The sequence below is a fragment of the Acinetobacter uliginosus genome (genome assembly GCF_044130295.1).
Taxonomy (GTDB): domain Bacteria; phylum Pseudomonadota; class Gammaproteobacteria; order Pseudomonadales; family Moraxellaceae; genus Acinetobacter.
In genome coordinates, this window is record NZ_JBIQOC010000092.1 from 1 (window position 1) to 17,201 (window position 17,201).

Consider the following 17,201-nt stretch of genomic DNA (forward strand, 5'->3'; position numbering starts at 1 on the left):
TTTAGATGCAGAAGAAAGATTACATGTCTGTTTTACAATTAATGCAAGCATAATCAGTGTAAAACATTTTGCATGTGACTTGTTCCACTTTAGATATTTGTTTAAAATGAGATGTAACTCATTGAAATGTGTCATCATATTCGTCGTCAGAAAACAAGTATTATGCCATTATTTCAATGAGTTATCTTTTTTTTGTCGTGTACAAAGAATTTATTTATTCATATTTATCTTATTTCTTGCAATAAAAAACCCGCCTCGGCGGGTTTTACTCATGTTTAATCTCTAATTAAACATCCAGATAATCAAGGATACCTTCAGCAGCCTGACGACCTTCCCAGATTGCAGTCACCACCAGGTCAGAACCACGCACCATATCACCGCCAGCAAAGATTTTAGGATTCGACGTCTGGAACTTGAATTCTTGCTGTTCAGCGGCCACTACTCGGCCAGAACCATCCAGATTGATTTCTACATCAGTGAACCAATCTGCTGGACTGGTACGGAAACCGAAAGCAAGAAGTACCGCATCTGCAGGTAGAATTTCTTCAGAACCCGGTACAGGTTCAGGACTGCGACGGCCACGGCTATCAGGCTGACCCAATTGTGTAGTCACAAATTTAACGCCTGTCACTTTGCCGTTTTCACCAACAATTTCGATTGGCTGACGATTAAACTGGAATTCCACACCTTCTTCGCGTGCATTTTTCACTTCACGGCGAGAACCTGGCATATTTTCTTCATCACGGCGGTAAGCACAAATCACGGATTCAGCACCTTGACGGATAGAAGTACGGTTACAGTCCATCGCTGTATCCCCCCCACCCAGTACAATCACTTTTTGGCCTTCTACACTGATGTATTCAGCAGGATCTTTTTCCCAGCCTTGGCAACGGTTGACATTCGCAATCAGGAAATCCAGTGCATCATAAACACCGTCCAGATCTTCACCGGCGAAACCACCTTTCATGTACGTGTATGTACCCATACCCATAAACACGGCATCGTAGTCTGCAAGTAGCTGATCAATCGTAACATCAGTGCCTATTTCAGTATTAAGACGGAATTCAACGCCCATGCCGGTGAAAATTTCACGGCGACGTTTCATCACGTCTTTTTCCATCTTGAACTCTGGAATACCAAAAGTCAGCAAGCCGCCAATTTCAGGACGCTTGTCAAAGACAACCGGTTTAACACCGTTACGTACCAGAATGTCCGCACAGCCCAGACCCGCAGGACCCGCACCAATGATGGCAACTTTTTTGTCTGTCCACTTCACGTGTGACATGTCTGGACGCCAGCCCAAGGCAAAAGCGGTATCATTAATGTATTTTTCAGCATTACCGATGGTCACTGCACCAAAACCGTCGTTCAAGGTACAAGCCCCTTCACACAAACGGTCTTGCGGACAAACACGACCACACACTTCCGGCAGGGTATTGGTTTGATGGCACAATTCAGCTGCCTGGAAAATACGACCTTCAGCAATTAACTTTAACCAGTTTGGAATGTAGTTATGTACTGGACATTTCCATTCACAATAAGGGTTACCACAACCTAAACAGCGATGCGTCTGGTTGGCCGCAATTTCCGCTGTAAACGGTTTATAAATTTCCACAAACTCTGCTTTGCGGACAGTTAGATCTTTTTTCTCTGGCTCTTGGCGTGGGACATCCAGGAATTGAAAGTCATTGTTTAGGCGCTCTGCCATGTCTCTCTCCGTGGGTAGGTGTAGCCGGTTTATTTAGCTGCTACACCTGCCTATATATCTGCAAGTAGTGGAATTATTGTGGATCAGCTTTGGTTGTTTTCAAAAGCGTTTGCAAATTAGCAGCTTTTGGTTTTACAAGCCAGAATTTACGGCTGTAATAATCAAACTCATTGCGGATCTTGTACGCCCAAGCACTACCTGTCTCGGCAATATGTTCATCCAGAATGCGAAGCAAGAATTCTTGATGTTCTTCCATCACCTCTGTAGAAATACGGTTGAGCTCAATTAACTCATGATTGTAATGGTCAACAAAGTCGTTATCCAAATCAAGTACATAAGCAAAACCACCGGTCATACCTGCACCGAAGTTGTGACCCACTTTACCCAGTACAGTCACAATACCGCCAGTCATATATTCACAGCAGTGGTCGCCAGCACCCTCAATCACAGCAAACGCACCTGAGTTACGTACTGCGAAACGTTCACCCGCTGTACCTGCAGCAAACAGTTTACCGCCAGTCGCGCCATATAAGCAGGTGTTACCAATGATCGCTGTTTCCTGAGTCTGGAACGGTGAACCTTTAGGTGGGAAGATGGACACGCGACCGCCCGCCATACCTTTACCCACATAATCGTTGGCATCACCTTCAAGTTTAATATGTAAACCGCCAGCGTTCCATACACCTAAAGACTGACCCGCAGTACCAGTTAAATTAACTTTAACAGGATGTGCTTCCATGCTGAGGTTGCCATAGCGGCGTGCGATTTCACCAGAGATACGCGCACCGATTGAACGGTCACAGTTACCAATCGTGAAGCTATATTCACCGCTGACACCTGCTTCAATCGCTGGCAACATTTCTGCCACCATCTTCTCAGCCAGAATACCTTTGTCAAATGGTGCATTGCCTTGAACCTGGCAATATTGCGCCTTGCCTTCCGCTGCAGGATGGGATTCAAGCAATGCACTTAAGTCTAGATGAGCATGTTTTTCAGTTTCACCCGGCAACATTTCCAGCAAATCAGTACGGCCAATCAAGTCTTTCAAGCTTGCAACACCTAGCGCTGCCAGCCATTCACGGGTTTCTTCCGCAATGAAGTGGAAGAAGTTGATCAACATTTCAGGCTCACCAATGTAGTGTTCCTGACGTAAATGATCCTGCTGAGTTGCCACACCGGTCGCACAGTTATTCAGGTGACAGATACGCAGGTATTTACAACCAAGCGCGATCATTGGTGTTGAACCAAAACCGAAGCTTTCTGCACCTAAAATTGCCGCTTTTACGACATCTAGACCTGTTTTCAAACCACCATCGGTTTGTACACGGACTTTGCCACGCAGATCATTCACGCGAAGTGCTTGATGTGCCTCGCTTAGACCCAATTCCCACGGCGAACCAGCATGGTGAATTGAAGATAATGGAGAAGCTGCTGTACCGCCATCATAGCCGGAAATGGTAATGAAATCGGCATACGCTTTTGCAACACCGGCAGCAATGGTTCCTACACCCGGTTCAGATACCAGTTTCACAGACACCATCGCTTGCGGGTTGACCTGTTTCAAGTCAAAGATCAACTGTGACAAATCTTCAATCGAGTAGATGTCATGGTGCGGTGGAGGTGAAATCAGGGTTACACCCGGTACAGAGTAACGTAAACGTGCAATCAAGCCATTCACTTTACCACCCGGTAACTGACCGCCTTCACCCGGTTTTGCACCTTGCGCCACTTTAATTTGCAATACTTCTGCAGAAGTCAGATAAGCAGGTGTTACACCAAAACGGCCTGAAGCAATCTGTTTGATTTTCGAGTTACGGATGGTGCCATAACGCGCTGGATCTTCACCGCCCTCACCAGAGTTGGAACGACCACCAATGGTATTCATGGCAATCGCAATCGCTTCGTGCGCTTCAGGAGACAAGGCACCCAAAGACATCCCGGCAGAGTCGAAACGCGGCAGAATATCTTCTACAGATTCCACTTGATCAAGTGGAATTGAATTATCAGTTTTAAGTTTCAACAAGTCGCGAATGGTTGCAACCGGACGGTTGTTCACCAATTCAGCATATTCTTTAAAATCAGCATATTCACCTGAACGAACCGATTTATGCAAAGCATTGATCACATCCGGGTTAAAGGCGTGATATTCCTTGTCGAATACGAATTTCAGCATACCCCCCTGATCAATTGGCTTACGCGATTTCCACGCAGTATCAGCCAGTTTTTTCAAGTCATTTTCAAGGTCGGCAAAGGTTGCACCCTTAATACGGCTTGGTACACCTGTGAAGCATTTATTGACCACTTCTTCAGATAAACCAACGGCTTCAAATAACTGGCCACCACGGTAAGAGGCAACAGTCGAAATACCCATTTTAGACAGGACTTTCAACAAGCCTTTCTCAATCCCTTTACGGAAGTTCGCCTGTGCATGAATCGGGTCACCCAACAATTCACCTTTGGCAATCAGGTCATTGATGACGTCATAAGCCAGGTAAGGGTAGATTGCAGTTGCACCAAAGCCCAAGATGACTGCAAATTGATGTGGATCACGCGCCAGACCGGTTTCAACGATAATGTTGGCATCGGTACGCAGGCCGACATTGATCAGGTGGTGATGCACAGCACCTGTTGCCATGAGCGCATTGGCTGGCAAGAAACCTTGACGGATTTTCTTGTCTGAAAGCACCAATAAAGTTTTACCGTCACGAATGGCTTGAGCAGCCTCTTCACAAATACGCGTGATAGCAGCTTCCAAACCTTCAGTTTCTGCATAGTTCAAATCAATGTCAGCAATTTCATAACCTGGACGCCCAAGAGTACGAATTTGATGCATTTTGGAATTTGACAGCACAGGACTTGAGACAATCAGACGATCAGCATGCTCAGGGCTTTGCTCAAATACATTTTGTTCACGACCAAAACAGGTCTCCAGCGACATCACAATCGATTCACGCAGTGGATCGATTGGCGGGTTGGTCACCTGTGCAAATTGCTGACGGAAGTAATCTGATACATGGCGCACCTGGCGAGATAACACCGCCATTGGCGTATCATCACCCATTGAACCCACAGCTTCCTGACCGCTTTCTGCGATTGGACGAAGCAACTGGTCACGCTCTTCAAACGTCACCAGGAACATTTTTTGTGAGGCTTTTAGCTCGTCGCCTTTTAAGCCTTGATCACATAAATATTCTTCAAGTTCTGGGCTACCTTGTACACGTACAGAATTTTCACGCAACCATTCACGGTAAGGACGCATTTTTTTCAAATGATTGCTGACATCTTTGGTATCCAGCAATTTGCCAGTGAAGGTATCAATCACCAAAATCTGGCCCGGTCCTACACGACCTTTAGAAATCACATCTTCAGGTTCATAGCCCCACACACCAATTTCTGATGCAAGGGTAATGTAACCATTTTTAGTAATGACCCAACGTGCCGGACGTAAACCATTACGATCCAGCATACAGATGGCATGACGACCATCCTGGATAACCAAGCCAGCGGGACCATCCCAGGCTTCCATATGCTTAGAGTTGAATTCATAGAATGCACGCAGGTCAGCATCTAAAGTTTCAACATTTTGCCAAGCTGGTGGAACCAGCATACGCAGTGCACGGAACAAGTCCATACCACCACCGACAAGAATCTCAAGCATGTTATCCAGGCTTGAAGAGTCTGAACCGGTACGGTTCACAATCGGGTTAAGGTCGGTTAAACCTGGCAATAACGGGTTTTCGAATTTTGGTGTACGTGCCATAGCCCAGTTACGGTTTGCGGTAATGGTGTTGATTTCACCATTATGCGCAAGATAACGGAACGGCTGTGCCAAAGGCCAACGCGGTAATGTGTTGGTCGAGAAGCGTTGATGGAATACTACAATATGGGATTCCAGACGTTCATCTGCTAAATCAGTGTAAAAATCAGCAATCGCTTCAGGCATCATCAAGCCTTTATAGCTAATCACTGTAGAACACAAAGTCGTCACGTAGAATGATGGATCATTGCTTAACTGCTGTTCTGCACGACGGCGTGCCAGGAACAATTTACGGTTAAACTCAACTTCAGTCACACCCATCGGGCAATTGACAATAATCTGTTCGAATGCAGGTAAAGACTGCATTGCAATTTCACCAAGCGCATCATTATTGGTTGGGATAACACGCCAGGCTAAAACTGTAAGGCCTTCAGATTCAATCTCTTTAGCCAGTACTTGTTTAGAATGTGCAGCAATCGCCGGATCTAGATTTAAAAATACCGTACCGACAGCAAAAATTTCACTTAGAGTGATATCACTGAGTTTTTTGGCTTCTTCACGGAAGAATTTTTTCGGCATTGCCAAAAGCAGGCCACAACCATCCCCTGTCTTACCATCTGCGGCAATACCACCACGGTGTGTCATGCAGCTAAGGCTGTGCATAGCGGTTTTAACGAGATCATGGCTTGCATCACCCTGCATATGGGCGATTAAACCGAAACCACAGTTATCTTTAAACTCATCCGGTTGGTATAAACCTTGAGCGGGAGCTACAGTATTAGGCGATGGCATGTGCATAGCGTACCCTTCTTTCAACATGGCCCATAAAACGGGCATCTAACAATCAAATAACTTCTTTGCGATTTAGTCCAATTCACTCACATCAAGATCAATGTTGAGCAAAACTTCTTCATCCTGTCTAAGATAGTCTGATTTTGATCTTTGTACATGGATGAATTGCAAAAAATGTTTTGCTTCGTTTACGCACTCTTTTAAAGCAGGTAAATTTGACAATTTCGCACACTCATTGAATCTTTTCGCGCCAAAACAGGGACATTAACTCAATTCATGCACCAATAAAGCAAAAAATATGCCAATTTAAAAATTAGAGTGCTAAATGTTTTAAATATAGAAATATTAAAATTTCATTAACTTTAGATTAATTTTCAAGAAACATATTTCGCACCATATTTGTGCATATAAATAATTTTATAACTCAAATTGCTCTATTTTAGAACTATATTTTTAATTAAATGGGTCATTAATTTCTTTTTCCGGAATCTTGTTTCCGCCTTGTTTCGGTGCAATATCCGCACCTGAATGTGACTGCTGGATATCTACCACATTACCCTGTTCATCACGCCGGGTTACGGTGGTGGTCGTGGTTGCATTTTTAGGATCAGTCTCAGCTGCAGCCGGCTTAGGCTTCGGCAAAACCAGCAAACTTTCATCCACTTTTGGCAAAGGGACTGATTTGAGATTGACTGCATACAACTTATGATTGCTGCCCATTTCATCTGCGCCCATGTCATTGACTAAAGAAACATAATTTTCAATATCCTGTACTTTGGGCTGAACAGTCTTGGGAAATTGTAGCGCTAATTGTTCTAATACATGTTGAGCTTCATCTTTATTTCGATAAATACCATAAAGAAGTACATATTGTTCAATCTGGTTCTCACCACTCAAACGAATATAAAAAAAGTTGTTGCGATTCGCCTGTTTTTTCAGAAAGCTTCGAATTACATCATCTTTAGTGACCCGAAACAATTCGATGGTACTTGCATTTTTATTCTCATTAATAAATTTGCTGCCACGAAATTCTGGCTCATAACTTCCTGTAGTCACCACACGTGTAGTCATTTGCAAAGGGCGCACCTCTTCCTGAAGCGCACCCAGCAGGCTGGTCGCAGCAACCTTTTCCGGCTGAATTTGCAGTTCAGATTCAGTTTCAGCAGACTTTTCTACCTCAACCAAAGCCTCACTGTCGGTAATCGCCCAAAAGATCAGTGCTGCAAACAGGCACACCATCCCACACACCAGCCAGATATAGTTTTGAATACGTTGCCATTGTGTCCGGAAGGTTGCCATGATTTATGCCTTTTCTTGATTCGCTAAAATCGCCTGTTTCATCAATTCCACATCAAATTCTTTGCTGATCACAGCCTGCCCGAGCGATTTCATCAGGACCAGACGTAATTGTCCATTCAGCACTTTTTTATCATGTGCCATATAGCCAAGAAATTCATCCAGTGGAATAGCTGGGCATTTTACTGGCAAATGTGCACGTTGAATGATTTTTTTTGTACGTTCCAGATCTTCCAGTGAAATCCAGCCCATACGCTGTGACAAATCAGCCGCCATCACCATACCAGTAGCCACAGCTTCGCCATGCAGCCAAACCCCATAACCCAGGTAAGATTCAATTGCATGACCAAAAGTATGACCTAAATTCAGTAAGGCACGTTCACCCTGTTCTTTTTCATCATTCGCCACAATGCGTGCTTTATGGGCACAGGAACGATAAACAGCTTCGGCCAGTAATTGCGCATCGCGCTCGATCAGACCATCCATATTTTGTTCAAGCCAGACCAGGAAATCACGGTCTCCCAGCAAGGCATATTTAATTACTTCTGCCAGACCCGCAGATAATTCACGGTCGGGTAAGGTCGACAGCTGCGACATATCAGCAAGTACAACCTGAGGTTGCTGAAAAGCCCCGATCATGTTTTTACCGAGTGGATGATTGATCCCTGTTTTCCCACCGACACTGGAATCAACTTGCGACAGCAGAGTTGTCGGCACCTGAATAAAATAAACGCCGCGCTGGAAACAAGCTGATGCAAAGCCTGCCATATCCCCAATCACACCACCGCCCAGAGCAAGCACGGTGGCATCACGGTTAAAACCCGCTTCCAACAAGGCATCAAAAATCAGGTTCAGGTGTTCAATATTTTTATATTGCTCACCATCAGGCAAAATACATGTTGCGACTGTTTTTCCCAAATGCTCGATTGCAGTCACATAATGTTCCAGATACAAAGGTGCAACAGTGGTATTGGTGACCAGCATGACCTGTTTTCCGCGAATATACGGCTCAAGCAATGATTGAGGATCCAAATCACTGCCAATAAAGATAGGATAACGGCGATCACCGAGTTCAACATGTAAAGTTTGCATGAAATTAAAACCGTTAATTAGACTAGCTTTGTTTCTTTAGAAACAATCATTTGTAGGATCTTTTGCGCTAAATCTCGAGCAGCGCCCTGATTTGTTTCAATAATATAATCTGCAATTTCACGATATAAAGGATCACGAACTGCTAATAAATCACGTAACTTTTGTTCAGGATTTTCAACTTGCAGTAAAGGACGGTTTTTATCCCGGTAAGTGCGCTGTAACTGGATTTCGACAGGAGTATAGAGGTAAACAACAATTCCGCGTTGTTTTAAAAATTCGCGATTAAGTGGCTGGGTTACTGCTCCGCCACCTGTTGCAACAACCAAGTGTGAACGGGCTGTGAGTTCATCAATCACCATTGTTTCACGGTTACGAAATCCCTTTTCACCTTCTTTTTCAAAGATCCAAGGGATTGTCGCACCTGTTTTACGCTCAATTTCCTGATCACTATCAAGAAACTCTCGTCCCAACAGTTCCGCTAAATGACGACCAACAGTTGTTTTCCCAGCCCCCATTGGCCCTACCAAATAGACATTTGGTAGGGTTTCAAACTCATTGCTTGGCAAGGAGTCACCTATTTATTTTGCTAAATTTAAAATATATTAATGATTTCTTGAAACACTGTCATTAACAATTCGTGGTGTAACAAAAATCAAGAGCTCTCGCTTGTTATCCGACTTCACATCTTTACGAAATAAACGGCCTACGTAAGGAATATCACCCAAGAATGGTACTTTGGTTTGAGCATTACGTGTCTCTTGTTCAAAAATACCACCAAGTACCACAGTTTCTCCATTATCAACCAAGACATTGGTATTGATTTGATTTTTATTAATCGTCAATTGACCGGTAGGTGTTGGGTTTCCTGGAGTATCGCTAGTAATGTTGAGTAGCATTTGAACTTTACCGTCAGGTGTAATACTTGGTGTTACATCCAAGCTCAGTACAGCATCAATAAATTCAGTGGTTGAAACTGCATTTGCACCACCACCTTCCGATGATTGATATGGAATCTGTGTACCAGATGAAACTTTAGCCATCTGTTTGTCTGCAGTTAGGACTTTAGGTGTGGAAATCACTTCCCCATAACCATCTGCTTGTAAGGCTGAGAGCTCCAAATCCAGCATAAAATCAGACAAACTGATTAAACCGAAAGCAATACGACTCGCACCTTGACTGGTGACACCTAAATCCACATTTAAGTTCTGTGGACGTTGAATCGTATATTTACCCTCATCATCCGGTGTTTTTAAATCCCATAAGGTTGTATCACTACCGCCAACCAACAAATCATTGTTTTGATTAATACCTTGCGACAATATACCCCACTTCACGCCCATTTCTTTACTAAACTCTGTGGAAGCACGAACAATACGCGCTTCAACCATCACTTGCTTGACTGGAATATCGAGCAAATCAACCATTTTTCGGATTTTATCAATATGTTGAGCCGTATCATTAACAATTAGGGTATTAGTACGTACATCAGCTGAAACTGAACCACGTGAACTTAATAAACTTTCACTAGAATTATTATTATTGTCACTAGCAGAATTACTATTATTCGATGATTTTGTTTGGGTAATCAACTTTTCAATATCAGCAACCTTTGCATAGCTGAGTTGCATATACTCGGTCTGTATTGGTGCCAATTTCACACTTTGCGCAAGTGCTTTGGCTTCTTCCTCTTCAGCCTTAATCAATTCCGATACTGGCGCAATCCAGATGACATTTCCGTTACGGCGCTTATCCAGATTTTTGGTTTTTAAAATAATATCTAAGGCCTGATCCCATGGTACATCTTTTAAACGCAGGGTAATATTGCCTTGTACACTATCCGCAGCCACCATATTGATGCCAGTGAAATCTGCCAGCAATTGCAGTACACGACGTACTTCAATATCCTGAAAATCTAAAGAAATCTTTTTCCCTGTATAAGCATTTGCGGCTTTAGGTTTAAGCGGATTCTTATCTTCAGGACGTTTTAAGCTGATAGTCAGTTTGTTATCCGTCTGATAAGCCATATATTCATAACTGCCAGAAGTTTGAATGGTAATCACGCCATTGCCACCATTATTGGTAGCATCGACCGTAGATACTGGAGTTGCGAAATCATTGACATTTAAACGACGTGCCAAGTGCGTTGGAACTTTATTACCTAGAGTTCGCACCACCACTTTACTGCCCTGTTGTTGTACATCTACCGGAGTATTGCTCCCCAATAAATCCACAACGATTTGACCTTCCCCCTGACTGCCGCGCTGGAAACCAATATTGGAAATACCTTGCGCAGCTTTTTGGGTAACAACTGGCTGAGAGGTAAATGCATTCGCAGCTGCAGAATTAATTTTTAAAATAAAAGTATTGCCTTCGACACGCGTGGTAAAGGCACCCGCTTCAGCCAAATTCACGGTTAAACGTGAACGTTGGGCATCAGAACTCACATCGATGGAAGTGGCTTCTTTCGTTGCAACGGGAATACTATTTTGTTTTAAATTTTGTTGGGCTTTATCAAAATCAAGAATTAGACGTGAAGGCTTCTCTAGTTGGTAAGCCTGAGGTTGTGGCGGCAAACCGTTAAACATCACACGAATTTCTGTACCTTGACCTGCAATCTGCATCGGTACAATATTGGTCATACTCACCTGTGCATTTGCAACCTGCATGATCGCGATCGCAACGGCACCCATAGAAAATTGACGAAACAAATGGTTCATTGTATTGCCATCCCCAAATATAAAATCTTTAAACCTATTATTCATTTTTATTCCTTTTAAACTTAAGGCGCCGGTCCAATTAATACTAGACTTCTTGGACGCTCCACGTATCCTTCTCGTCCATCTGGAACAATTTCCACGAGATCAATCTGTGTAGGCGTGATATTGACCACACGACCATGATTCATGCCCATATAACTGCCGCGCTGTATCCGCTCAATTTCACCATCAGGGGTTTGAATTAATGCCAATATCTGTCCAGACTGGCTACGTATACTTCCCTTCATATTCAAGGATTCAATTGCATAGCTTTCTAAAGGTTGCAGTTGACGCGATAGATTAGGATAGACACGTTTTCCTGACATAATTTTTAATTCAGCAGCCAGTGAGCTCGGTAAAAAAGGACTTTTAAGCTGGTGTGCAGCATAATCGAATGTCGGTACAGGTGGAAAAACCGGTGCAGGTTCAATCGGCAATGGCGGCTGATTGCGAATATTGGCCATTTGTTCATTCACAGCATCAATACGTGAATCACAGCCCACCAACAATAAACCCAACATCAAGCTTAGAGAGAATTTTTGCATTTTCATTACTGTGCTCCTCCAGCCGTAGCAGTTGAATTTGCATTCGCAGCTTGCGTTTCTGTCGCTTGAGCATCAGCAGCACCGATATAACGATATGTTTTTGCTTTAACGTTATAATTCACTTGGGGAATATCAGATTTTTTCTCTTTATTTTCCGAGGCGGTAATCTCAAAATCATGTAAAGTCACAATACGTGGCAGTGCAGCAATCCCACTTACAAAAGAACCAAAAGCGTGATAATCACCGGTTGCCTCAATCGCAATTGGCTGTTCAATAAAGAACTCTTGTTTTATTTCATTTTCTAAACGGATATTTTTAAATTTCAAACCAGAATTCACACCAGTCACGTTGATATCTTCAACCAGTCCTGGAATTTCAGTTTCTTTAGGCAATTGTTCCAATTGCTGATTAAAATTCGCTTCCATTTCCTGTAACTGTGCTTGCAACAACTGCAAATTGCGAAGTTTAGAATCTTTTTCACGAAACTCGTTAAGCAGGTTTTGCTCTTGAGCAGCAGCATTCGAAATATTATCCAATTTACTTTTAATTGTTAAAAAATACCCGAGAAAGGCAATCATGACAACAATCAAAATCCAACAGGTGATTTTGACGGATAAGGGCCAACTACCATAATTATTTGGATCTAAGGTATTGAACTGCTGAAGAAACTTATCCAGCGTCATTTTCTTTTTACGCACCACAACTTCATTTGGATTTAATTCATCAAATTCATCGAGACTCATTCGGTCGCCTCCACGGTTGAATTAGCTGTATTGGATGGTGCTTGTTGTTGTGCTTCTGGTGCAGCAGGTTGGGCGATTTCATCTAAGTCAGCAGTCACCACAAATGAACCATAGCCCTCTTCAACACGTGGAATCACAGAACTTGGCGCTTTATCTTTTTGTTCTTCAACTGCTAAAAAAGAATTCATGAAAGCGTTGCGATACCAAGCTGATGCTTCTAAATTACGCAAAAATTCTGCAACGGTATTTGGACTTTCAGCTCTGCCTTCAATGGTGAATTTATCGCCTGTACGCACAAATTTGGTAATGTACAAATTAGCTGGCGTAACACGAACCAGCTCATCTATCAGACGTACTGCAATCGGACGTTGCCCTTGCAAGCCTTGAATCAGTTTCATACGCTCAATAATAGCATTACGCTGCGCTTCCAAACCTTCCAGAGATTTTAATTGCACATCAAGATTTTGATTGGTGCTGGTAATCAGCTGATTGGCCTGTTCCTGGTCTTCAAGTTTATGGTCATAATAAAACCATGAGGATGTAACCGCCAAAGCGCCAACGAATGCCGCCCCAATACAAATTGCTATAAATTCTTTTTTCCGTTTCTCTCTCAGCTCATCACGCCAAGGGAGCAAGTTAATTCTTGCCATTAATCAAAACTCCTCAATGCCAGACCACATGCCACCATGAGCGAGGAAGCATCATTCTCTATTTTTTTAATATCGATTTGTGGAGAAAACCCCATTTGCAAAAATGGGTTGGCAATTGTGACGCGATAACCCAGTTTTTGTTGTAGTAATTTCGCGAGTCCTGGAATATTCGCATTCCCCCCCGCCAATAAAATGTGGTCAATCTCATTGAACTGTGAAGACGAGAAGAAGAACTGCAGTGATCTTGCTGCTTGCTGAACTACAGCTTCCAAGAATGGCTCTAAGACTTCAACATCATAGTCATCGGGCAATGAACGGGTTTTCTTGGCACGGCCCGCTTCTTCAAAAGACAGACCATAACGATTTTGAATTTCTTGAGTCAGCTGTTTACCACCAAACACCTGTTCTCTGGTATAAATCACTTTATTATTTTGCATGACAGATAAGGTCGTCATGGTATGACCAATATCTAAAATACCCACCGTATTCACACCTATTGGTAAAGTATCGGAAAATACTTTATAGGCATTTTCTAGCGCAAAACTTTCAACATCGGCAATTTTTGGTGTCAGGTTAGCCAGTTCCAGCACTTCAGCACGTGCTTCTACATTTTCAAGACGCGTTGCAACTAAAAGCACATTTACCCGATTCGGATTGGCTAAACGATCCGGCAATACTTCAAAATCCAGACTGGCTTCGTCCAGAGGAAAGGGAATATATTGCTCGGCATCCATACGAATCTGGACTTCACGTTCGTCATCCGTCATATCCGCATCCATTTCAATGGTTTTGGTAATGACCAGTGAAGTTGGGACTGCGAGCGCTGCAGCTGTACATTGAGTATTGGCAAGATTGAGTGCTCGCTCTAGCGCATCACCCACTGCTTCTGGATTTAAAATATTTTTTTCAACAACACTACCTTCAGGCAAAGGAATCAGCGCATAGCTTTCTACCCAATACCTGTTACCGCTCTTAACAGAAAGTTCTAACAATTTAACAGAAGTAGAACTAATATCTACTCCTATTAATCCCTTATTCGGCTTACGATATAACCTGAGCACAATATAATTCCTATTATTTTTTTATCCCCAATAAAAGTAACTTACTAATCAGTGATGGTCTATAATTTTATACAGATACAATAACTCATCTAACAATCTGTATGTGTAAAGGCTATACTGACCGCCAATTAGTTTGCCATTAGCTCTTATTAAAACTTACTTGTTATGAAAAAGCTATCTTGTTCGGGCCATGTTCATCCATTTTTTTTGATCATAATTATAGTCTTGGTCTCAATTCCGATGGGATTTTATGGTATGTATCTCTATATTGCCCCATCCCTGCCTAAAATGACCACCTTAAAAAAGGCGCCATTATTAAAACCTTTACAAGTATATAGTGCAGATAATGAGCTGATTGCCGAGTATGGCGGAAAGTTATCTGTCCCGGTGGAATACAAACAGATTCCCAAACCTTTTATCTCTGCTTTTCTTGCTGCAGAAGATTCATCGTTTTTTGAACATAGCGGCATCAGTTTTAAAGGTTTAGGTCGTGCGGTGAGTGAAACCATCACCGGTTCCAATGTGCAAACTGGTGGTTCCACCATTACCATGCAAGTGGCAAAAAACTATTATTTAACCCCTGAACGTACATTAAAACGCAAACTGACTGAAATTTTTCTGGCACGCAAAATTGAACAGAACCTGACCAAAGAAGAAATTCTTACCTTATACGTAAATAAAATCTTCTTGGGTAAAAATGCCTACGGGATTGCTGCGGCTGCAAAAATTTACTACAACAAAAATCTGGATCAGCTCAGTATTGCTCAAATGGCCATGATTGCCGGCCTACCCAAAGCACCCTCAAAATACAATCCTGTCGTCAATCCTACCCGCGCCTTGGAACGCCGCAACTGGATTCTGGGTCGTATGCTGCAGTTGGGTTATATCAATCAAACTCAGTATAAACAGGCCATTGCTGAACCGGTTAACCTCGATATGCCAGAACGTGGCATCAATAACAAATATCCCTATGTCGGTGAAATGGTCCGTTCAGAATTGGTGGAAAAGTTTGGTGAACAAGCAATTGATTCTGGCTATAAAGTTTATACCACGATCAATAGCCAACGTCAGGCCTTCGCAGAACAGTCTGTACAGGAAGGTCTCGAAGCCTATGACCGCCGACACGGCTGGAGAGGTGCCGAGGCACATGACAAACCACTGAGCGATTTCATCCCTTATGCAAATACCTATCCTGCCAAGGTGGTTAAAGTCGAGAAAAACTCTTTTGAAGCTTTGATGCAAGATGGCTCTACCGTGGCTGTGCCCTGGTCAGGCATGTCTTGGGCTGCTCCCTATCGAAATGCCAATAGCATTGGTCCTGCTCCGCGTACAGCTGCACAAATCGTGAAAATAAACGATATTATCCGCTTACGCCCGAATGACAATAAAACCTCTTGGGCACTGGTACAGATTCCTAAAGCACAAGGCCAGCTGATTGCATTAAACCCGAACAATGGTGCAATTGAAGCAATTGTTGGTGGATACAATTTTTATCAGTCCAAATTCAACCGTGCCTTACAGGGCTGGCGTCAACCAGGTTCGACCATTAAACCCTTTGTTTATGCATTGGCACTTGAACGTGGCATGACCCCCTATAGCATGGTCAATGACAGTCCGATCACCATTGGCAAATGGTCACCAAAAAATTCCGATGGTCGTTATCTTGGCATGATTCCATTACGTCGTGCCTTGTATTTATCGCGAAATACGGTATCGGTTCGCCTGCTGCAAACGGTGGGCATCGAGCGTACCCGACAATTACTGATGGATTTTGGTTTGCATGAAAATCAGATCCCGCGAAATTACACGATTGCCTTAGGTACACCACAAGTTCTTCCTATTCAAATGGCCACAGGCTATGCCACTTTCGCCAATGGCGGTTACCGCATTCAGCCACATTTTATTGACCGTATTGAAGACGCGTATGGCAAAGTGATTTATCAAAGCAATCCGGAATATGCTTGTATTTCCTGCATCAATCAAAATGATGAAGAAACTGCATCCGCAGAACCTGTGACCCCTGATGATGAAGTGATTAATGTCACCAATCAGACGCTGCCAGAAGAAAAACAGCTGGCCCAACTTGAGCTGGATGAAACGAAGAGCCAGTACCGTCAGGCACAGCGTATCTTGAAATCAAGCTCGGCATATGACATGGCCAATATTCTGCGTGATGTGATTCAGCATGGTACCGGACGTGCCGCACTCAGAATTGGCCGTGATGATATTGGCGGTAAAACAGGAACCACCAATGATGCCAAAGATGCCTGGTTTGCAGGGTTTAATGGTAAACTGGTGACTGTAGCATGGGTTGGTTTTGACCAACCAAGTACACTAGGTCGTCGTGAATACGGTGGTGTTGCTGCCTTGCCAATCTGGACCAACTTTATGGGCAATGCCTTAAAAGGTACACCAACAGCTTGGGTACATTTTGACAAAAATGCCAAAGCACCAGCCAATCGTAACCAGACAATTACTATAGGTGAACCCGTCCAGACAGATCGCTCCTCTCCACCTTTGGCTCGTCCGTTGTACCGTCCGGCACCTGCTGCCCCAGTGCGGGCACCGGAAAGCGACTTTGACGACTTGCCGGAAAAAGAAATTCTCGTTCCAGATATGCAAAAACAAAACAGCAAACCAGATGCTCTGGATAATCTGATTGATGTATTTCATTGACATCTTCCCCTAGCTAAAGTCATAGGTATCTACACATCTTTAGGTACCTAATGCAATTGTTGCGATTTCATTCAGTTCATCTATTGAATATTCCGAGAGCAGTTGAAGAGTGTTCAGTAAAATCG

Annotated in this window: 11 protein-coding genes and 1 pseudogene; 1 reads left to right on the plus strand and 11 read right to left on the minus strand. The window is 43.2% G+C overall.

Annotated elements, in window-relative coordinates; genetic code table 11:
* The 11 genes and pseudogenes from ACE01T_RS14945 to ACE01T_RS14995 form a co-directional block, all read right to left on the minus strand.
* Window positions 1-135 (minus strand): annotated as a pseudogene (locus ACE01T_RS14945) (IS4-like element ISAba33 family transposase); the annotation flags it as partial.
* Between the two features lie 151 nt (window positions 136-286).
* Window positions 287-1,708 carry an FAD-dependent oxidoreductase gene (locus ACE01T_RS14950; protein ID WP_395519579.1) on the minus strand — a complete coding sequence of 474 codons (1,422 nt, stop codon included), beginning with the start codon at window positions 1,706-1,708 and terminating at the stop codon, window positions 287-289.
* Between the two features lie 73 nt (window positions 1,709-1,781).
* A complete protein-coding gene (gene gltB, locus ACE01T_RS14955; RefSeq protein ID WP_171263241.1) occupies window positions 1,782-6,257 on the minus strand; it encodes a glutamate synthase large subunit in 4,476 nt (1,491 codons plus the stop codon).
* A 453-nt stretch (window positions 6,258-6,710) separates the two neighbouring features.
* Entirely contained in the window at window positions 6,711-7,556 is an 846-nt protein-coding gene (locus ACE01T_RS14960) for a hypothetical protein (RefSeq protein WP_395519580.1), read from the minus strand.
* Between the two features lie 3 nt (window positions 7,557-7,559).
* The gene (gene aroB / locus ACE01T_RS14965) at window positions 7,560-8,645 is read right to left on the minus strand and encodes a 3-dehydroquinate synthase (protein WP_180081811.1); all 1,086 of its coding nucleotides are present in this window, start codon (window positions 8,643-8,645) and stop codon (window positions 7,560-7,562) included.
* 17 nt (window positions 8,646-8,662) lie between these two features.
* Complete coding sequence (gene aroK, locus ACE01T_RS14970; RefSeq protein ID WP_180081810.1) at window positions 8,663-9,211, minus strand: shikimate kinase AroK; 549 nt, start codon at window positions 9,209-9,211, stop codon at window positions 8,663-8,665.
* A 36-nt stretch (window positions 9,212-9,247) separates the two neighbouring features.
* Window positions 9,248-11,362, minus strand: coding sequence for a type IV pilus secretin PilQ (locus ACE01T_RS14975; protein WP_180081809.1), 2,115 nt, complete (start codon window positions 11,360-11,362; stop codon window positions 9,248-9,250).
* 62 nt (window positions 11,363-11,424) lie between these two features.
* The gene (locus tag ACE01T_RS14980; protein WP_180081808.1) at window positions 11,425-11,952 is read right to left on the minus strand and encodes a pilus assembly protein PilP; all 528 of its coding nucleotides are present in this window, start codon (window positions 11,950-11,952) and stop codon (window positions 11,425-11,427) included.
* Entirely contained in the window at window positions 11,952-12,689 is a 738-nt protein-coding gene (locus ACE01T_RS14985) for a type IV pilus inner membrane component PilO (RefSeq protein WP_180081807.1), read from the minus strand. Before ACE01T_RS14985 ends, ACE01T_RS14980 begins: the two co-directional genes overlap by 1 nt.
* Window positions 12,686-13,339 (minus strand): PilN domain-containing protein, encoded by a 654-nt coding sequence (locus ACE01T_RS14990; RefSeq protein WP_180081806.1) that lies wholly within the window; start codon window positions 13,337-13,339, stop codon window positions 12,686-12,688. Before ACE01T_RS14990 ends, ACE01T_RS14985 begins: the two co-directional genes overlap by 4 nt.
* On the minus strand, window positions 13,339-14,400 hold the full coding sequence (locus tag ACE01T_RS14995) for a pilus assembly protein PilM (protein ID WP_086197208.1): 1,062 nt from the start codon (window positions 14,398-14,400) through the stop codon (window positions 13,339-13,341). The genes ACE01T_RS14990 and ACE01T_RS14995 overlap by 1 nt, the downstream gene beginning before the upstream one ends.
* A gap of 165 nt (window positions 14,401-14,565) precedes the next feature.
* Here ACE01T_RS14995 and ponA point away from each other — a divergent pair, with 165 nt between their 5' ends.
* Window positions 14,566-17,076, plus strand: coding sequence for a penicillin-binding protein PBP1a (gene ponA, locus ACE01T_RS15000; RefSeq protein WP_395519581.1), 2,511 nt, complete (start codon window positions 14,566-14,568; stop codon window positions 17,074-17,076).
* Window positions 17,077-17,201 lie beyond the last annotated feature (125 nt).